The organism is Geodermatophilaceae bacterium NBWT11, from assembly GCA_014218215.1.
Classification (GTDB): domain Bacteria; phylum Actinomycetota; class Actinomycetes; order Mycobacteriales; family Geodermatophilaceae; genus Klenkia.
The window spans coordinates 2,681,658-2,699,115 of sequence record CP043652.1; the positions used below are offsets into that span (position 1 = coordinate 2,681,658).

The following is a 17,458-nucleotide window of genomic DNA, read 5'->3' on the forward strand; positions in this document are numbered from 1 at the left end:
GTCAGGGCTGGGTCTGGTCGGTGGGGCGCACGAGCACCTCGTTGACGGCGACCGCGGCCGGCTGGGTGACCACGTAGAGGATGGCCCGGGCGACGTCCTCGGCCTGCAGCGAGCGCATCGACGCGTAGTTCTCCTTCGACGTCTTCCGGGCCTGCTCGTTAGTGATCTGGTCGTTCAGCTCGGTGTCCACGGCGCCGGGCTCGACCAGGGAGATCCGCACGCCCTGGGCGGTGACCTCCTGGCGGAGGGACTCGGAGAAGGCGTTGACCGCCCACTTGCTGGCGTTGTAGACCCCGGCACCGGACCGGGCGACCCGGCCGGCGACGCTGCTGATGTTCACCACGTCGCCCGAGCCCTGGGCGACCAGGCCCTCGATCGCGGCGTGCGTGACGTACATGGTGCCCAGCACGTTGGTGGTGATCATCCGGCGCCAGTCCTCGGTGTCGGCGTCCACGATCGGGCCGAGCAGCATGAGGCCGGCGGAGTTGACGACGACGTCGAGCCCACCGAGCTCCTCCCGGGTGCGCGCGACGGCGGCCGCGCAGGCCGCCTCGTCGGTGACGTCGAGGTCGACGGTGAGCACGGTGGCGCCCTCGGCGCGCAGCTCCTGGGCGAGGGCCTCGAGCCGGTCGGCGCGACGGGCACCGATCGCCACGGACGCCCCGGCGGCGGCCAGCGCGCGGGCGGTGGCCGCGCCGATGCCGGAGGAGGCGCCGGTGACCAGGGCGACCTTCCCGTCGAGGGGGGTGGTGGGGTCGGTCATGTCGAGCTCCTCGTGAAGTAGGTCGTGTACGACCTAACTGCCCGCGGCGCCCGGCTTCGATGCCTCGGTGGGCCGGACCAGCTCGCGGTAGGCGCCGGCGTAGGCCCTCAGGTCGGCGGCGACCCGGGCCGCCTCGTCGCCGATGCCGTGCGCGGCCGGCAGGGCGGTCGAGGCCCGGACGGCGGCGGTCACGTCGGCGACCACGGCGAGGTGGGCGCGGGCGGCCTCGTGGAGCTCGGTGGAGTGGTCGGAGGCCGTGGTGGTGACCAGGCGCAGCGCGCGGGACAGCGCGAAGCCCTCGTCGGCCAGCCGGGGGAGCACGGTGGGGACCTCGCCCAGGTGGGCACCGGCCCGGCGGGCGACGGCCACCTCACGCTGGAGGGTCACCGACGCCGCGGTCACCCGGGCGGCCAGGACGCCGGCGGTGCGGTCGACCCGGGCGGGGTGTCGGGCGACCCCGACGGCGAGGGTGGCGTAGCCGCCCAGCTCGCCGGCCCGGCGCACCGTGCTGCTGGACCGCAGCGCCCGGACGGCGCGGCGGGTGCCCACCACGGTGCCGGTCACGACGGTGCCGGCCACGAGCAGCATCAGCAGGACCAGGAGCAGCACGGGTTCCACGGGACCTCCACAGGCCGGGCGGACGGACCCGCCGGTCCTCCCCGACGGTAGCCGACGCCGGACGCCCGGGACCGATCCGTCACGAGTCCCGGAGTTGTCCGTCACCCGCGGACACAGCTGTCGTTGTCCGGTCAGCCGGGGCCTGCTGCGGGCCCCTCCGCCCGTCCCGACCAACGGAGGTCGCCGCCGTGCCCCAGTCCCACCCCTCGTCCCGCACCGGACGGCGGCTGCTCACCACCGGCCTGCTGTCCGCCGTCGTCGTGCTGGGCACCCCGGCGATCGCGTCGGCCGCACCCGCGCTGCCGAGCCTGCCGAGCCTGCCGCTGCCCGGCCTGCCGCTGCCCGCGGGGACCGCGACCCCGTCCCCGACGGTCTCGCCCGCCGTCCCCACGTCCGGCGCGGGTCTGCCCTCGCTCCCCGGCGCGGGCGCTCTCCCCGACCCGCTGGAGTCCGTCTCCGCCGGCGCTGCCTGCGTGGACGGCCTGGCCACCGGCATCCAGATGTCCATCACCGACGTCGTGGGCGGGTTGGCCGGCCTGGGCGGGCTGCTCGCCGGCCTGCCCGGCGGCGACCTGGTCCCGGTGCCGGGGACGTCGAGCACCTCGGCGGCGACCACCATCCCGCTGAGCATCGACGACCTGCGGGACCTCCTCGGTCCCGAGCGGCTGGCCGAGCTGCTGGCCGGTGGGCAGGAGGACGTGACCGCCCAGATCGAGGTCGTGATCGGCGGGGTGACCAGCCTGGTCCCCGTCGTCCTGGACTTCGTCTCCTGCCTGGCCGCGCTGATCCCGAGTGCCGCCCCGGCCGCGCCGACCACCACCGCGCCGGTCGCCCCGGCCGTCCCGGCCGCGCCGACCACCACGGGCCCGGCCCCGACGAGCGCCCCGGCTGCCGTCCAGCCGGTCGCCTACCCCGGATACGCCCCCACCGGTGGCGCCCCGGGCGAGGAGAGCCACGCCCCGCTCGCGCTGGCCGGGCTGGGCGTGCTGAGCGCCGCGGGTGCGTCCGCGCTGTGGCTGCGGGGCCGTCGTGGCGTCACCGGCTGAGGAAGGCGGCTCGAGCTCGGGCCTGGCCGTCCTCGTCGTCCTGTTGACCCTGGTCGGCGGCGGGTTCGTCTACGGCTACGACGAGGTGACCGATCCGGCCGCCGACGCAGCGGTCGCGTCCACCCCCATCGTCCCGGCCTCGCTCAGCGTGCCGGCGATCGGCGTGGAGGCACCGGTGGAGTCCCGGGGCACCGTGCAGTACGAGAACCCGTTCACCGGGCAGCCGGTGACCGGCTACGGCGTCCCGGAGAGCATGGCCACCACGTCCTGGTGGTCCGACGGCCCGCAGCCCGGGTCCGGACAGATGGCCGTGGTCCTGGGCCACGACGTGCCCGGGGACGAGGCCGGCGTGTTCGACGGGCTCGCCGACCTGGAGCCCGGGGACGCCGTCGTCCTCACCGACGCCGCCGGCACCCAGCTGCAGCTCCAGGTGATCGAGGACCCGCTGACCGGCCTGGACAAGGCCACCTCGGACCTCTCCGACGCCCTCAACGGCCACCCCGAGGGTGCCGACGTCGCCCTGGTCACCTGCGGCGGGGAGTACGACTCCTCGGCCGGTGCCAGCGAGGAGAACGTGGTGGTGTTCGCCTCCGTCGTCTGAGGGACACCCACCCGCTCCTGCCCCCCGGTGATCATGGGGTCGTTGCCGGCGGACACGCCGCACACCGGCGCGCCCCCGGCAACAACCCCATGATCAACACCAGGGGGAGGGGGAGGGGGGAGGGGGAGGGGGAAAGAGGGGGTCAGGCGCCCAGGGCGACGACGTCGCCGACCACCCAGACGGCCGGCGGGCGGACGGCCTCGTCGGTGAGGGTCTGCCCCAGGTCGGCCAGTGTCGTGCGGAGCAGGCGCTGGGTGGGGCTGGCGCCGTCCACGACGACGGCGACCGGGGTGTCCGCGGCCCGGCCGTGCTCGACCAGGGACGCCGCGATGGCCGGTGCGGTGTCCACGCCCATGAGGACGACGAGGGTGCCGCGCAGCCGGCCCAGCGAGGGCCAGTCCACCAACGAGGCGGGGTGCCCGGGCGGGACGTGCCCGGAGACGACGACGAACTCGTGGGTCATCCCGCGGTGGGTGACCGGGATGCCGGCCAGCCCCGGGACGCCGATCGCGCTGGTCACCCCCGGCACGACCTCGACCGGGACACCGGCGGCCGCGCAGGCCTCGAGCTCCTCCCAGCCGCGGCCGAAGACGAACGGGTCGCCGCCCTTGAGCCGCACCACCCGCTTTCCGGCCAGGGCGTGCTCGACGAGGAGGGCGTTGATCTGCTCCTGGGCCATCGACCGGCCGCGGGGCAGCTTCGAGGCGTCGATGACCTCCACGTGCGCGGGCAGCGAGGACAGCAGCGACTGCGGGGCGAGGTGGTCGGCGAGCACGACGTCGGCGGTGGCCACGGCCTGTCGGCCGCGGACGGTGACCAGGCCGGGGTCGCCGGGTCCGCCGCCGACCAGGACCACGCTGCCGCGGCCGTCGGCGGGGCGGGAGACGGTGTCGGCGATGCTGCCGTCGGTCAGGCCGGCCAGCACCGCGTCCCGGACGCCGACGGCCCGCTGCGGGTCGCCGCCGCCGTGCACGCCGACGACGAGGTCGCCCTGCCGGCCGACCGCGGGGGTCCAGGCGCTGGACTGCGAGCGGTCGTCGGCGCGGGCGCAGAACACCCGCATCCGGTCGGCCTCGGCGGTGACCGCGGCGTTGACCTCGGGGTCGTCGGTGGCGGCGACGGCGTACCAGGCGCCGTCCAGGTCGCCGTCGGCGTAGGGCCGGGCCTGCCAGGTCAGCGACCCGGGCTGCACGAGCGCCTCCAGGGCCGGGGTGACCTCGGGGCTGACCAGGACGACGTCGGCGTGCGCCTCGAGCAGACCGGCGACCCGCCGGTGCGCGACCTGGCCGCCACCGACGACGACGACGCGCCGGCCGGTGAGCCGCAGCCCGACGGGGTAGACGACGCCCAGGCGGGGGTCGACGGGGGTGGCCGGCATCAGGCCTTCTCGGTGACGCCGGCGGAGTCGAACGTGGCCACGTCCTGCAGCGCCCGGGCGGCACTGGCGACCAGCGGGTACGCCAGCAGCGCGCCGGTGCCCTCGCCCAGCCGCAGGTCCAGGCCGAGCAGCGGGCGCAGGCCCAGCGCGCGCAGGGCGAAGGCGTGCCCGGGCTCGGCGGAGACGTGTCCCGCCAGCGCGTGCTCCACCGCCGTGGGGCACAGCGCGGCCGCGACCAGGGCGGCCGAGCCCGCGATGACGCCGTCCAGCAGCACCGGCACCCGGGCGGCGGCCGCGCCCAGGACGAACCCGGCCAGCGCGGCGTGCTCGAGCCCGCCGACCTCGGCGAGCACGGTGAGCGGGTCGGCGTCGGCGTCCAGCCGGGTCAGCGCGCGGGTGACGACGTCGACCTTGCGGTCCAGCGTGGCGTCGTCGACCCCGGTGCCGCGGCCGGTGGCCTGGGCGGGGGTGGCGTCGGTGAACGCGCAGACCAGCGCGGCCGACGCGGTGGTGTTGGTGATCCCCATGTCGCCGGTGACCAGGCAGCCGTGGTCGGCGGCGAGCTGGGTGGCCACCGCGATGCCCACCTCGACGGCCCGGCGGGCCTCGTCCCGGGTCATCGCCGGGCCGACGGCGAGGTCGGCGGTGCCGCGGCGCACGTTGCGGTCCAGGAACCCCGGGGACGGTGCGGTGGGGGAGGCCACCCCGACGTCCACGACGACGACGTCGGCGCCCAGCTGCGCGGCGAAGGCGTTGACCACGGCGCCGCCGGCGGCGAAGTTGGCCACCATCTGCGCGGTCACCTCCTGCGGCCAGGGGGTGACGCCCTGGGCGTGCACGCCGTGGTCACCGGCGAAGACGGCCACCGCGACCGGGGTGGGCAGCGGTGCGGGGCACACCCCGGCGGTGCCGGCCAGCTGGGCAGCGACGTCCTCGAGCACGCCCAGGGAGCCCGGGGGCTTGGTCATCCGGTCCAGGCGCTCGCGGGCGGCCCGCTCGGCGGCGGGGTCCCGGGGCGTGATCGCGGCGATCGTCTCGTCGAGCAGGCTCATGGTGACTCCAGGATCGCAGTGAGGGCGGCGGCGAAGGCAGCCGAGGTGTCGGGGTCGCGCACGGCGACCCGCAGGTGGTCGGGGGCCAGGCCCGGGAAGGTGTCGCCGCGCCGCACGGCCCAGCCGCGCCCGCGCAGCTCCCGGCGCACCCGGTCGGCCTCGGGGACGGCGAGCAGCACGTAGGAGGACCGGGGCTCCCCGACCACGGTGACCCCCGGCGGGAGGAGGGCGAGCAGGGCGGCCCGGTGCGCCGTCAGCTCGACGGCGACCGCCTCGGCCTCGGCCCGGGCGCGCTCGGAGGTGCAGGCGACCAGCGCAGCGAGCGCGGGGGTGGAGACCGGCCAGTGCGGCTGCGCGGCGGCCAGCATCGCGACCAGGTCGGGCGGGCCGAGGGCGTAGCCGACCCGCAGCCCGGCCAGCCCCCAGGTCTTGGTGAGGCTGCGGACGACGAGCAGCCCGGGCAGGTCACGCCGGCCGGCCAGCGACCCCGGCTCCCCGGGCACGGTGTCGGCGAACGCCTCGTCGACCACGGTCACCCGGCCCGGGCGGCACAGCGCGGCGACCGCGTCGGCGGGGTGCAGCACCGAGGTCGGGTTGGTGGGGTTGCCCAGCACGACGAGGTCGGCGTGCTCGTCCGGGGCGGTGAGCGCGTAGGAGGGCGCCGCGAGCAGGTGCCGGTGCACCGCGTGGCCGGCGGCCCGCAGCGCGGCCTCGGGCTCGGTGAAGGAGGGGTGCACGACGACGGCGTGCCGCGGGGTGAGCGCCCGGGCCAGCAGGGTGAACGTCTCCGCGGCGCCGGCGGTGAGCAGCACCTCGTCCTCGGGGCGCCCGTGCGCGGCGGCGACCGCGGCGCGGGCGGCGTCCTGCGAGGGGTAGGCGGCGCTGTCCTCGACCGCGGCGTGCAGCACCGCGCGCAGCCAGGCCGGCGGTGCCCCGGCGCGCACGTTGACGGCGAGGTCGACCAGGCCCGGGGTGGCCTCGGCGTCCCCGTGGTGGTGCAGGTCGGTCACCGGAGCACGACCGCCACGGTGACCCGGCCGTGCACCGTGCGGGGGACGACGAGCTCGCCCCCGCCGACCAGCGCGGCCGCCTCGGCGACGCTCCCGGTGCCGACGGCGGCCCGCACCCGTGCCGAGGAGGTGGGGGTGGCGACGCCGTCCAGCTCGGTCGCGGCGTGCGCGGACAGCGCCCAGCCGCGCAGCGCGACGGCGTCCCGCAGCCCCGGCTCGGCCGCCCGCCGGTCGAGCGTGGCCACCAGGTCGACCGGCCCGCCGACGGCGTCGACGGCGGCCAGCACCTCCTGGGCGCTCACCCCGCGGCGCGCCCCGATCCCGACGACCCTCACCGCCCCGCACCCCCCGACGAAGGAGGCTCTGCACCCCCGGACGAGCTGATGAGGGGGTGTAGAGCTTCCTTCGTCAGGGGGCCCAGGGCGGCGAGGAGGGCGGCGGTGTCGCGGGGGAGGACGCCCTCGGGCAGCAGGCCCAGCTCGCGGAGGCGGGCACCGACGGTGAGGGTCCAGGGGCGGTCGAGGCGGGCGCGGGCGAGCAGGTCGTCGTCCCCGAGCACGACCTCGGGGCGGCCCTGCACGACCCGGCCGTCGACGACGACGGCGACCTCGTCGGCCCAGCCCAGCGCGAGGTCGACGTCGTGGGTGCTCATCACCACCGTGGAGCCGGACCCCTGCAGCCGGGAGAGCGCGGCCAGCGCCTCGGTGACCGCGGAGGGGTCCAGACCGGCGGTGGGCTCGTCGAGCAGCAGCACGCAGGGCCGCATCGCGACCGCGCCGGCGATGGCGACCCGCTTGCGCTCGCCGAAGGACAGCTGGTGGGTGGGCCGGGCGGCCAGGCCGGTGACGGCGAGCAGCTCCAGGGCCTCGGCGACCCGGGCGCGCACCTCGTCGTCGGTGAGCCCCAGGTTGAGCGGGCCGAAGGACACGTCCTGGGCGACCGAGGCGCTGAACAGCTGGTCGTCGGGGTCCTGCAGCACGAGCTGGACCTCCTGGCGGTGCGCCTTGAGCCCGGCGCGGCTGTACCGCACGGGCGCCCCGTCGACGACGACCTGCCCGGAGGTGGGTTCCAGCGCCCCGGACAGGCAGCGCAGCAGCGTGGTCTTGCCCGATCCGTTGGCGCCCAGCAGGGCGAGCCGGCGGCCCTCGGGGATCGTCAGCGAGGCGCCGTCGAGCACCCGTCGGCCCCGGGTGTAGCCGACGACCAGGTCGAGGGCGGCGAGCTGCTGGTGGCTCACGCGAGCACCAGCGTGGTCGCGACCAGCGCGGCGAGGCCGAGGACGGTGGCGGTCAGGAACAGCCGGGACGACGGGAGGACCTCGGGCAGCACCCGCAGGTCGGTCTCCATCCCGCGGCCGGCCAGGCCCTCCTGCAGCCGCCGGGCCCGGTCCCAGGAGCGGGTGAGGACGGCGGCGGTCAGCATGCCGGCGGAGCGGTAGGAGCGGCGGAACCCGGTCCAGCCCATCCGGGCGGTCTGCGCCTCGCGGATGGTGCGCAGCGACTCCAGCAGCACGAACAGCAGCCGGTAGGTCACCGACGCGACCTCGACGACGGCGCCGGGCACCCGGGCCCGGCGCAACGCGGGCAGCAGGTCCGACACCGGTGTGGTGGTGGCCAGCAGCATCACCGCGGCACCGCCGGCCAGGGCGTGCCCGACCAGCCCGCCGCCGACGGCGAGGGCGTCCGGCGCCCAGCCGATCCCGTCGCCGGACACCGATACGACCGCCGTCACCGCCCCGATGGTCACGAACACCAACGGCAGCCGGACGGCGCGGCCGAACACCCGGGCGGGCACCCGGGCCGGGCCGAGCGCGAGGACGACGGCGGCCACCCCGACCAGCACCGAGCCCGGCCAGACCGGCAGCACCAGGGCACACAGCACCAGCCCGAGGGAGAGCAGCACCTTGTCGCCGACCGCGCGCGGACGCCAGGCCGAGGCCCAGGCCGCGTCGTCGATGGCGAGACCGGTCACGGGGTGACGTCGTCCTTCGCGGTGGCCTCGCGCTGCGCCCGGCGGCCACGGAGGCGACCGAGCACGTAGCCCAGCACCCCGCCGCCGATGGCGGCCTGCAGCGCGAACAGGCCGGATTCGACCTCGGAGGAGCCGGGGGAGAAGACGTGGTCGAACCACGGCACGTAGTCGGGGTTGGACGCCTCGATGGCCTCGGTGGCCAGGCTGTCGGTGCCCGCGTAGTCGCTGGGGGCGCCGAAGAGCAGCGGCAGCGCGAACAGCGCCACCACCCCGAGCACCAGCGCGAGGGTGACCCAGTGCCGACGGCTCATCGGGTGGCCTCCTCGGTGGGCTGGGGCTTCAGGACGCCGAGGCGTTCCAGCTCGGGCCGGGCGTTGACCGTCAGCACCCGGAACAGCAGCACGCCGAGCAGGCCCTCGGCGATCGCCAGCGGCACCTGGGTGACCGCGAAGACGCCGAGGAACTTCACGGCGGCACCGAGGAAGCCGGTGGAGGCGTCGGGGAAGGCCAGGGCCAGCTGCAGCGAGGTGGTGACGTAGGTGGCGAGGTCGGCGATGGCCATGCCGGCGAACACCCCGACCAGCAGCTGCCCGGAGGCCTTGCGGGCCAGCCGGTAGGCCCCGTAGCCCGCCCACGGTCCGACGATGGCCATGGAGAACGCGTTGGCGCCCAGCGTGGTGAGCCCGCCGTGGGCCAGCAGCAGCGCCTGGAAGAGCAGCACCACCGTGCCGAGCAGGGCCATCACCGGTGGCCGGAAGAGGATCGCGCCCAGCCCGGTGCCGGTGGGGTGCGAGGAGGAGCCGGTGACCGAGGGCAGCTTGATCGCGCTGAGCACGAACGTGAACGCCCCGGCCGCACCGAGCAGCAGGGTGGACTCGGGGTTCTCCCGGACCTCCTTGACCACCGCCCGCGCACCGTGGACGACGAAGGGCGCCGCGGCGATGGTCCAGCCGATCGCGTGGACGGGGGGCAGGAAACCCTCAGCGATGTGCACGGGCCACCTCCTGGACGCGGGCCGCCGCAGCGACGAAGCGGGTGGCCATGGTCGGTGACCCGGCCCAGTTCAGGTGCAGGTAGGAGGCGTGCACGGCGCCCTGCACGAACCCCTCGGGCCCGTCGGCGTTCCACTGCCAGGCGGGGGTGGCACCCGCGCCGGGGTCGGTGCGGGTGCGGTGGAACTCGTGCCCGCGCACCCGCGTGCCGGCCGGGGCCAGCACGCTGTCGGTCAGCGCGACCGCCGAGCGGTACCCCAGGGTGAGCCGGGGGTGCATCGCGGCGCCGGCGTCCAGGACGCCGCACATCGGTTCGCCGTCAAGCTCGCGGGCCAGGTAGAGCAGCCCGGCGCACTCCGCGGCGATGGGGGCGCCCCGGTCGGCGAGGGCGGAGATCGCCGTCCGCAGCCCGACGTTGGCCGCCAGCGCCGAGGCGTGCACCTCGGGGAAGCCGCCGCCGACCACGAGGCCGCAGGTGCCCGGGGGCAGGTCGGCGTCCCGGAGCGGGTCGACGGTGACCACCTCGGCACCGGCGGCCGCCAACAGCTCGGCGGTCTCGGCGTAGCCGAAGGTGAACGCGGGTCCACCGGCCACGGCCACCACCGGGCGGCCCTCGGCGCGGGTGACCTCGGTGGCCGGGTCCCACGGGTCGGCGTGCAGGTCGGGGGCGGTGCGGGCGAGCCGGAGGACGGCGTCGAGGTCGACGCTGGACTCCACCACCGCACCGAGCGCACGCACCGTGTTGATGGCCTCGGCCGACCGCTCCGCGGCGGGCACGAGGCCCAGGTGCCGGGACGGCGTCTGCAGCGCCTCGATCCGGCGGACGGCACCGAGCACCGGCACCCCGGCCGAGCCGAGGGCCTCGCGCAGGATCGCCTCGTGCCGGTCGGAACCGACCCGGTTGAGCACCACCCCGCCGAGCCGGACGGTCGGGTCGAAGGTGGCGAACCCGTGCACGACGGCGGCGACGCTGCGGGCCTGCGCGGAGGCGTCGACCACCAGCACGACCGGGGCCTGCAGCTGGGCGGCGACCTGCGCGGTCGACCCGTAGCCGGGCTCCACCGAGGGGTGGCTGGCGCCGTCGAACAGGCCCATCACGCCCTCGACGACGGCCACGTCGGCCGGGGTCGGGTGGGTCGCGCCGCGCAGGAACAGCGGGACGATCCGGTCCTCGCCGACCAGCCAGTTGTCCAGGTTGCGACCGGGACGGCCGGCGGCCAGGCCGTGGTAGCCGGGGTCGATGTAGTCCGGGCCGACCTTGTGCGGGGAGACGGTCAGCCCGCGGGCGGTGAAGGCGGCGATGAGGCCGGTGGCGATCGACGTCTTGCCCGAGGACGAGGACGGCGCGCCCAGGACGATCCGCGGGACGGTGGTCACCACTCGATCCCCCGCTGGCCCTTCTGCCCGGCGTCCATCGGGTGCTTGACCTTGGTCATCTCCACGACCAGGTCGGCGGCCTCGACGAGCGCCGGGTGCGCGGTGCGCCCGGTGATCACGACGTGCTGGTTCCCGGGCCGCGCGCGCATCGTCTCGACCACGTCCTCGACGTCCACCCAGCCCCACTTCATCGGGTAGGTGAACTCGTCGAGCACGTAGAACCGGTGCGCCTCGGCGGCCAGGTCGCGCTTGATCTGAGCCCAGCCCTCGGCGGCGTCGGCGGCGTGGTCGGTCTCCTCGCCGTGCTTGCGCGACCACGACCAGCCCGAGCCCATCTTGTGCCAGACGACCGGCCCACCCTCACCGGTCTCGGTGTGCAGCCGGCCCAGGGTGGTCAGCACGTTCTCCTCGCCGACCTTCCACTTGGCGCTCTTGACGAACTGGTAGACCGCGATCGACCAGCCCTGGTTCCAGGCGCGCATCGCCATCCCGAAGGCGGCGGTGGACTTGCCCTTCATCTCCCCGGTGTGCACGGCGAGCAGCGGCCGGTTGCGGCGCTGGCGGGTGGTGAGCCCGTCGACCGGAACGGCGGTGACCTGTCCCTGGGGCATCAGGCAGCCGCCTTCACGGTGCGGACGAGCTGTTCGGCGCCGAGCTCGTCGAGGCGGAGGGTGCGGGCACCCAGGTGCGCGCCCAGGTCGCCGGCCAGGCCGAGCCGGACGTGCCCGGCCTCGCAGTCCACGACCACGCCCGCGGTCCCCGCGGCACGCAGCAGCCCGGCGGCCCGGCGGGCCTCGCCGAGGTGGTCGACCCCGCGGGCGCCGGTGGCCCGACCGTCGGTGACCAGCACCAGCAGCGGACGGCGCCGGGGGTCGCGGACGGCCTCCACGCGCAGCGTCTCGTGCGCCCGCAGCAGCCCGGCGGCGACCGGCGAACGGCCGCCGGTCGGCAGGCCGGTCAGCCGGGCCGCGGCGGCCTCGACCGACCAGGTCGGCGGGAGGGCGAGCTCGGCGCCGGAGCCCCGGAAGGTCACCAGGCCGACCTTGTCCCGCCGCTGGTAGGCGTCCACGAGCAGCGAGAGGACGGCGCCCTTGACCGCGGCCATCCGGTCGGCGGAGCCCATCGAGCCCGAGGCGTCGACGACGAAGAGCACCAGGTTGCCCTCGCGGCCCTCCAGCGTGGCCTGCCGCAGGTCCTCCTTCTGCAGCCGCAGTCCCGGTCCGCTGCGGCCCCGCGCCCGCTGGTGCGGGGCGGCCGCGACGACGGTGTCGACCAGGTGCAGCCGGGTCACCGCGCCCTCGGGACGCCGGGAGCCGACCACGCGGCCGCGGTCGCTGCGCGCCTTGGACCGTCGTCCGGCCACGCCCTCGCCGATCCCGGGCACCTCGAGGCGGCGGGCGCGGAACGCCTCGCCCGGGTCGACGGCGGCCCGCTCGGGGGCCGGGACGGGCGTCGCGGTGTCCCCGTCGGTGTCGTCGGCCTCGCCCCGCGGGGGCATGGGATCCCCTGCGGACGGCGGGGCATCCGTGCTGTCCGCATCGGATTCCGTGCCGTCGCGGCCGGGTGGGGTCTCCCCGGCGCCCTCGCCGGTCTCCTCGGGCTGGCCGCCGCCGTCGCCCTCGGGCGGCGTCGGGTCGTCGTCGGGCTCCTCGGGGCGGGCGTCGTCCAGGGCCTGCTCGAGGGTGTCGGGGTCCAGGCCGGGGGCGTCGAAGGGGTTGCGCCGGCGGCGGTGCGGAAGCGCGAGGCGGGCAGCCACCCGGACGTCGTCCTCGGTGACGGTCTCCCGGCCCGACCAGGCGGCGTGCGCGATGGCGGCGCGGGCGGTGACGATGTCGGCGCGCAGGCCGTCGACCTCGAAGGCGGCGCAGACGGCGGTGACCTGGCGCAGCGCGTCGTCGCCGAGCACCACCCGGGGCAGGCGCTCGCGGGCCTCGGCGATCCGGTCGGCGAGCGCGGTCTCCTCGCCGTCCCAGCGGGCGGAGAAGCCGGCGGGGTCGGCGTCGGCGGCGAACCGGCGGCGGACCACCTCGGCGCGCAGCTCGGGCTCGCGCGGTGCGGCGACCTCGACGGTCAGCCCGAAGCGGTCCAGCAGCTGGGGGCGGAGCTCGCCCTCCTCGGGGTTCATGGTGCCGACCAGCAGGAACCGGGCGGCGTGCTGCACCGAGACGCCCTCGCGCTCGACGTAGGCCCGGCCGAGCGCGGCGGCGTCCAGCAGCAGGTCGACCAGGTGGTCGTGCAGCAGGTTGACCTCGTCGACGTAGAGCACGCCGCGGTGCGCGGCCGCCAGCAGGCCGGGCTCGAAGGACTTCACGCCCTCGGTGAGCGCCCGCTCGATGTCCAGCGAGCCGACCAGCCGGTCCTCCGAGGCGCCGACCGGGAGCTCGACCAGCCGGGCCGGACGCTGCGGAGCGGGGGAGTCGGCGAGGTGCGGGCCGTCGGGGCAGTCCGGGTCCGGAGCGGCCGGGTCGCAGCCGAAGCGGCAGCCGGCGACGACGGCGACCGGCGGCAGGACCGCGGCCAACGCGCGGACGGCGGTCGACTTCGCCGTCCCCTTCTCCCCACGCACGAGCACGCCGCCGACGGCCGGGGAGACGGCGTTGAGCAGCAGGGCCAGACGCATGTCGTCCATCCCGACGACAGCACTGAACGGGTACACCACGGATGCGGTCCTCTCCCCGGGTGTCCGCGCCCGGAGATAGCAGGAGGCGACGGCTGGAGTTCCTGGCTCACCCCGGGGGGCTGACAGTGGCGGGACCGCGCCGGAGTCGCACCGGCTTCCTCCACTGCCGTCGCAGTTCGAAGGCCATCAGACCACGCGCCCCCCTCCGGGCGACAGGCCCGCACGACTTGACGGATCGGAAAGTCACGGTGGAGACTTTCCGACATGGAAAGCGACGAGGTGCACAGGGACCGTGCGGCGGCCGACCTGGCCGCCCTGCAGGCCGACCGGACGGCGCTGGCCGACCGGCTGCGGCAACCCGGCTGGTACGACCCGGCGCTCGGCGTGCTGGTCGCGGGGTTCTTCTCGACCTACTCCTTCGGCTACCCGTGGGTCACGCTCGTGGCTCTGCCGGTGTTCATGGCCGGTATCGCGCTGCTGGTCACGGGCTACCGCCGGCACACGGGGACGTGGGTGAACGGCTTCCACGGGGGGCCGGCCACCAAGCCGGTGATCCGTGCGTGGGGGGCTGCATGCCTGGCCGTGTTGGCGCTGGGGCTGCTGGGGGAGTTCGTGGTCGACGTCCGCTACTCGATGGTCGTGGCCGGCGTCGTCCTCGGCGTGGTCGCCGCACTGCTCAGCCGCCGGTGGACGACGGTCTACCAGCGCGAGCTGCGGGGCGAGCTGTGAGCGCCGACCGCGAGCGGGCCGCCGCCGACCTCGCCGCGCTGGACCGCGACCGGGCCGCACTGGCCGAGAAGGTGCTGCAGCCCTGGTGGTTCGACGCCGCGCTCGGCCTGCTGCTCTTCGGCTTCCTCGCCGTCCAGGCGATCGACGCGGCCTGGGTCACCGCGCCCACGCTGCTCGTCTTCGCCGGGGGCCTCGCACTGCTCGTGCGGGTCTACCGGGCCCGGTCCGGGGTCTGGGTGCACACCCCGGCGCGGGTCATGGCCGCGTGGGGCGCGCTGGTGCTCGTCGTCCTGGTGCCCGCCTACCTGCTGTCCTCCCAGGGCCACCTGTGGGCGATGGTCCTCGCCGGTGCGGTGCTGGGGCTGGCCGTCGCGCTGCTCAGCCGGCACTGGGGCCGGGCCTGGCAGCGCGAGCTGCGGGAGGGCGTGTGACGGCCGTCGAGCCGCGCTTCGACCAGGTCGTGCACGCCCCGCCCCGGCTGCAGGTGTGCGGCCTGCTCGCCGCGGTGGACACCATGGAGTTCGCCGCCGTCCGCGACGCCGTCGGGGTGAGCGACTCCGTCCTCTCCAAGCACGTCAAGCAGCTCGAGGACGCCGGCTACGTCCGGGTCCGCAAGGCCACGATCGCCTCCCGGGTGCGCACCAGCCTGTCCCTCACCGCCGAGGGCCGGACGGCGTTCGGCGCGCACGTCGCCGAGCTGAAGCGGATCACCGGGGGCTGACCACCCCGAGGCCCCGCAGGGCGCGGGTGTAGCGACGCCGGTACACCCGCTGCGCGACCAGCAGGACCGGGAAGACCACCCGCCAGGGCCCGCGGCCTGGCCCGGTGACCGAACGCAGGGTCAGCCGGACACGGCCGTCGGGGTCGCGGTGCAGCACGAAGGCCTCCTCGCCGGAGACCGGGTGGCCGGGTCGGGTGGCGTAGGCGAAGCCGCGGCGGTCGGGGGTGTCGACGACGGCGACCACGCGGACCGGCTCGTGCACCCGGAGCGGACCCACCACCGCGGTGAGCCTGAGGTCCTGGCCCACCCGGACGGGCCCGGGCGGCTCGACCCGGAAGCCGCTGCGGGTCTTGACGCCCCAGGCCAGCAGCGCGGCCGAGGCCGCCGCCCAGTGCGCGTCACCCCAGCCCGTCACGGTGGTCTGCTCGTGGGTGCGGCCGGGTGGCCGCGTCCACTGCCGGGCGGCCGGAGCGGTCTGCACGGTGGCGTCGGCCGGGTCTGTGCGCACGGTGGGGATCCTGCCGGGCAGAGTGGGCACCCGTGGACGGGGGACGACGCACGCTGGTACTCGACTGGGTCGCCGTCCTCGCCGTCGCCGGGGCGCTGACCGCTGCCTTCGAGCTGCTCGGGGTGCCCTCGGCGACCCTGTTCGCCGGCCTGCTCGCCGGGCTGGGACGGGCGCTGCTGGTCCGCCGCCGGCTCGGGCTGCCCAAGCAGGGGATGACCGCCGCGCAGGCCGTCGTCGGCGTCTCGATCGGGGCCCTGGTCTCGGTCTCGACGCTGCAGACCATCGCCACCGACTGGGCCCCGGTCCTGCTGGTCACGGTCGGCACGCTGCTGCTCAGCCTGGTCGCCGGCCAGGTGATGGCGCTGCGCAGGGACATCACCCGGGTGACCGGGGCGTTCTCGATGATCGCCGGCGGGGCCTCGGGCATCACGGTGATGGCCCGCGAGCTCGGTGCCGACGAGCGCATGGTCGCCGTCCTGCAGTACCTGCGGGTGCTGATCATCGTGTTCGCGATGCCGGTGGTCGCCGCCGTCGGCTTCGGTGCCTCCAGCGCGGACGCGGGGCCGGCCGCCGCCGACGGGCCCGGGTTCTGGGCCGGGGTGCTGTTCACCGTCGTCTGCATCGCCGTGGGCATCCCGCTGGGCCGGCTCACCCGGATCCCGGTGGCCTCGCTGCTCGGGCCGATGCTGGTGGCGGCCACCCTGGACCTCACCGGGCTCTCCCAGGGCGCGCAGGTCCCCGCCGCGCTCGAGGGCCTCGGCTTCGTCGTCATCGGCCTGCAGGTGGGGCTGTCGTTCACCCGGGACAGCCTGCGCACGGTCGGCCGGGCGCTGCCCCTGGCGCTGGTCACCATCGTGGCGGTCATCGGGGCCTGCGCCGGGCTGGGGGCGCTGCTGGCCGCGACCGCCGACGTCAGCCCGCTCACCGCCTACCTGGCCACCACCCCCGGCGGGCTCTACGCCGTGCTGGCCACCGCGACCGACAGCGACGCCGACGCGACGTTCGTGCTCGCCGTCCAGGTGTTGCGGCTGTTCGTCATGCTGCTCACCGCGCCGCTGGTGTCCAAGCTGCTCCTGCGGGGGCGCTGAGCGTGGACCCGGCCCGTGCCGACGAGGTCTTCGTCGCCGCCCTGGAGGCCCGGCCGGGCAGCCGCAACCGGCAGCGACTACGGGTGCTGGGTGCCTTCGTCGCCGAGCTCGCCTGGGGACTGCTGCCGCACCCCTCGGTCAGCGACCTCGTGGTCCGCCGGCGGGACAGCGGGGTGGAGGTGCTCCGGCTGGAGGCCGGCGACCCGCACACCAGCGGTGACCTGCTGCGCCAGGCCCGCGAGGCGATGGGCCGGCTCTCCCCGGCCGCCTTCGAGTACCAGTGGGGCCTCGACCGGCCCTGACCTCACCAGCCCAGGACGCGGCGGGCCTCGGTGGCGACGGCGTCGAAGCGGCGGCGGTCCAGGGTGGCGCCCTCGCGGCGGACGTCACCGGCGTCGATCTGCAGCACCCGGTCCACCCGGACCTCGCTGGGCCGGCCCTGCCGGTCCCAGTCACCGCTGCCGATGTCCACCCAGTGCCGGCCGTGCCGGGCCTCGTCGGCGGCGTCCCGGTCGTGGTCCTTGCTGGTCAGCATGAAGCCGAGGAGGTCGGTGCCGGTGCGCCCGACGACGAGCACCGGTCGGTCCTTGCCGCGGCCGTCGCCCTCCTCGTAGGGCACCCAGGCCCAGACGATCTCGCCCGGGTCGGGGCGGCCGTCGTCCCGGGGGGCGTAGTCGATCTCGCCGCGGCCGCTGAACTCGCCCGCGCCCCGGGCCTGCGGGCGGGCCAGCGCATCGCGCGAGGGCCGGTCGGGGAGCTTCGCCGGGGCCCCCGCACCGGCAGACCGGCGGCGCAGTTCCTTCGACCCCTCCCGCACCACGGTCTGCACCACACGGGAGAGCACGGACTTCCAGCCGGTCGCCATGCCCCGCGACGCTAGGGGACGACGACGCCGCGCGCGCCCCCACCCCGGTCGGCCGACACACCCGGACGGGAGGGGCACGCGGGGCGGGTGTGGCCCGATGGGACGAACCGGTCACACCC

Annotated in this window: 22 protein-coding genes and 1 riboswitch; of the genes, 7 read left to right on the forward strand and 15 right to left on the reverse strand. The window is 76.3% G+C overall.

The window, feature by feature from the left end; translation table 11 throughout:
• Position 1 precedes the first annotated feature (1 nt).
• Positions 2-763, reverse strand: coding sequence for an SDR family NAD(P)-dependent oxidoreductase (locus tag F1C76_12810; protein QNG37341.1), 762 nt, complete (start codon positions 761-763; stop codon positions 2-4).
• A 33-nt stretch (positions 764-796) separates the two neighbouring features.
• Entirely contained in the window at positions 797-1,381 is a 585-nt protein-coding gene (locus F1C76_12815; protein QNG37342.1) for a hypothetical protein, read from the reverse strand.
• A 188-nt stretch (positions 1,382-1,569) separates the two neighbouring features.
• Between F1C76_12815 and F1C76_12820 the strand changes: the two genes are divergently transcribed.
• Positions 1,570-2,427 carry a hypothetical protein gene (locus tag F1C76_12820; GenBank protein QNG37343.1) on the forward strand — a complete coding sequence of 286 codons (858 nt, stop codon included), beginning with the start codon at positions 1,570-1,572 and terminating at the stop codon, positions 2,425-2,427.
• On the forward strand, positions 2,381-3,028 hold the full coding sequence (locus F1C76_12825) for a class F sortase (GenBank protein QNG37344.1): 648 nt from the start codon (positions 2,381-2,383) through the stop codon (positions 3,026-3,028). Before F1C76_12820 ends, F1C76_12825 begins: the two co-directional genes overlap by 47 nt.
• Positions 3,029-3,170: 142 nt before the next feature.
• Here the strand turns inward: F1C76_12825 and cobA are convergent, their stop codons facing one another.
• Genes cobA through F1C76_12880 form a run of 11 tightly spaced genes read right to left on the reverse strand, consistent with a single transcriptional unit; the run spans position 3,171 to position 13,467 of the window.
• Positions 3,171-4,406: a uroporphyrinogen-III C-methyltransferase gene (gene cobA / locus F1C76_12830; GenBank protein ID QNG37345.1), complete on the reverse strand. Its 1,236-nt coding sequence runs from the start codon at positions 4,404-4,406 to the stop codon at positions 3,171-3,173.
• Positions 4,406-5,458, reverse strand: a complete 1,053-nt coding sequence (gene cobT / locus F1C76_12835; protein QNG37346.1) for a nicotinate-nucleotide--dimethylbenzimidazole phosphoribosyltransferase — start codon at positions 5,456-5,458, stop codon at positions 4,406-4,408. Before cobT ends, cobA begins: the two co-directional genes overlap by 1 nt.
• Positions 5,455-6,468, reverse strand: a complete 1,014-nt coding sequence (locus tag F1C76_12840) for a threonine-phosphate decarboxylase (protein ID QNG37347.1) — start codon at positions 6,466-6,468, stop codon at positions 5,455-5,457. Before F1C76_12840 ends, cobT begins: the two co-directional genes overlap by 4 nt.
• Entirely contained in the window at positions 6,465-6,803 is a 339-nt protein-coding gene (locus tag F1C76_12845) for a cobalamin biosynthesis protein (protein QNG37348.1), read from the reverse strand. The genes F1C76_12840 and F1C76_12845 overlap by 4 nt, the downstream gene beginning before the upstream one ends.
• A complete protein-coding gene (locus F1C76_12850; protein QNG37349.1) occupies positions 6,800-7,705 on the reverse strand; it encodes an ATP-binding cassette domain-containing protein in 906 nt (301 codons plus the stop codon). The genes F1C76_12845 and F1C76_12850 overlap by 4 nt, the downstream gene beginning before the upstream one ends.
• Positions 7,702-8,439, reverse strand: coding sequence for a cobalt ECF transporter T component CbiQ (cbiQ, locus tag F1C76_12855; GenBank protein ID QNG37350.1), 738 nt, complete (start codon positions 8,437-8,439; stop codon positions 7,702-7,704). The genes F1C76_12850 and cbiQ overlap by 4 nt, the downstream gene beginning before the upstream one ends.
• Positions 8,436-8,750, reverse strand: a complete 315-nt coding sequence (locus F1C76_12860) for an energy-coupling factor ABC transporter substrate-binding protein (protein QNG37351.1) — start codon at positions 8,748-8,750, stop codon at positions 8,436-8,438. The genes cbiQ and F1C76_12860 overlap by 4 nt, the downstream gene beginning before the upstream one ends.
• Entirely contained in the window at positions 8,747-9,433 is a 687-nt protein-coding gene (locus F1C76_12865; protein ID QNG37352.1) for an energy-coupling factor ABC transporter permease, read from the reverse strand. Before F1C76_12865 ends, F1C76_12860 begins: the two co-directional genes overlap by 4 nt.
• Positions 9,420-10,808: a cobyrinate a,c-diamide synthase gene (locus F1C76_12870; GenBank protein ID QNG37353.1), complete on the reverse strand. Its 1,389-nt coding sequence runs from the start codon at positions 10,806-10,808 to the stop codon at positions 9,420-9,422. Before F1C76_12870 ends, F1C76_12865 begins: the two co-directional genes overlap by 14 nt.
• A complete protein-coding gene (cobO, locus tag F1C76_12875) occupies positions 10,805-11,419 on the reverse strand; it encodes a cob(I)yrinic acid a,c-diamide adenosyltransferase (protein ID QNG37354.1) in 615 nt (204 codons plus the stop codon). The genes F1C76_12870 and cobO overlap by 4 nt, the downstream gene beginning before the upstream one ends.
• Entirely contained in the window at positions 11,419-13,467 is a 2,049-nt protein-coding gene (locus tag F1C76_12880) for a putative cobaltochelatase (GenBank protein QNG37355.1), read from the reverse strand. The genes cobO and F1C76_12880 overlap by 1 nt, the downstream gene beginning before the upstream one ends.
• A gap of 33 nt (positions 13,468-13,500) precedes the next feature.
• Positions 13,501-13,631, reverse strand: a riboswitch (cobalamin riboswitch).
• Between the two features lie 61 nt (positions 13,632-13,692).
• Here F1C76_12880 and F1C76_12885 point away from each other — a divergent pair.
• The 3 genes from F1C76_12885 to F1C76_12895 are packed head-to-tail and all read left to right on the forward strand — an operon-like array spanning position 13,693 to position 14,878.
• On the forward strand, positions 13,693-14,157 hold the full coding sequence (locus F1C76_12885; protein ID QNG37356.1) for a hypothetical protein: 465 nt from the start codon (positions 13,693-13,695) through the stop codon (positions 14,155-14,157).
• Positions 14,154-14,588, forward strand: coding sequence for a hypothetical protein (locus tag F1C76_12890; GenBank protein QNG37357.1), 435 nt, complete (start codon positions 14,154-14,156; stop codon positions 14,586-14,588). Before F1C76_12885 ends, F1C76_12890 begins: the two co-directional genes overlap by 4 nt.
• Positions 14,585-14,878: a helix-turn-helix domain-containing protein gene (locus tag F1C76_12895; protein QNG37358.1), complete on the forward strand. Its 294-nt coding sequence runs from the start codon at positions 14,585-14,587 to the stop codon at positions 14,876-14,878. The genes F1C76_12890 and F1C76_12895 overlap by 4 nt, the downstream gene beginning before the upstream one ends.
• On the opposite strand, the gene F1C76_12900 is transcribed toward F1C76_12895, so the two are convergent.
• Positions 14,865-15,386: a DUF1990 domain-containing protein gene (locus F1C76_12900; protein QNG37359.1), complete on the reverse strand. Its 522-nt coding sequence runs from the start codon at positions 15,384-15,386 to the stop codon at positions 14,865-14,867. The two genes, F1C76_12895 and F1C76_12900, sit on opposite strands and share 14 nt — an antisense overlap.
• Before the next feature lie 32 nt (positions 15,387-15,418).
• Between F1C76_12900 and F1C76_12905 the strand changes: the two genes are divergently transcribed.
• Entirely contained in the window at positions 15,419-16,474 is a 1,056-nt protein-coding gene (locus tag F1C76_12905) for an AbrB family transcriptional regulator (protein QNG37360.1), read from the forward strand.
• A gap of 2 nt (positions 16,475-16,476) precedes the next feature.
• Entirely contained in the window at positions 16,477-16,776 is a 300-nt protein-coding gene (locus tag F1C76_12910; GenBank protein ID QNG37361.1) for a hypothetical protein, read from the forward strand.
• Between the two features lie 2 nt (positions 16,777-16,778).
• On the opposite strand, the gene F1C76_12915 is transcribed toward F1C76_12910, so the two are convergent.
• The gene (locus F1C76_12915) at positions 16,779-17,339 is read right to left on the reverse strand and encodes a type II toxin-antitoxin system PemK/MazF family toxin (GenBank protein ID QNG37362.1); all 561 of its coding nucleotides are present in this window, start codon (positions 17,337-17,339) and stop codon (positions 16,779-16,781) included.
• Positions 17,340-17,458 lie beyond the last annotated feature (119 nt).

Bases quoted from the DNA above. Each gene is read 5' to 3' on its own strand.
- F1C76_12810 (QNG37341.1), bottom strand. From the start codon at position 763: ATGACCGACCCCACCACCCCCCTCGACGGGAAGGTCGCCCTGGTCACC.
- cobA (QNG37345.1), bottom strand. From the start codon at position 4,406: ATGCCGGCCACCCCCGTCGACCCCCGCCTGGGCGTCGTCTACCCCGTC.
- cobT (QNG37346.1), bottom strand. From the start codon at position 5,458: ATGAGCCTGCTCGACGAGACGATCGCCGCGATCACGCCCCGGGACCCC.
- F1C76_12860 (QNG37351.1), bottom strand. From the start codon at position 8,750: ATGAGCCGTCGGCACTGGGTCACCCTCGCGCTGGTGCTCGGGGTGGTG.
- cobO (QNG37354.1), bottom strand. From the start codon at position 11,419: ATGCCCCAGGGACAGGTCACCGCCGTTCCGGTCGACGGGCTCACCACC.
- F1C76_12885 (QNG37356.1), top strand. From the start codon at position 13,693: ATGGAAAGCGACGAGGTGCACAGGGACCGTGCGGCGGCCGACCTGGCC.
- F1C76_12915 (QNG37362.1), bottom strand. From the start codon at position 17,339: ATGGCGACCGGCTGGAAGTCCGTGCTCTCCCGTGTGGTGCAGACCGTG.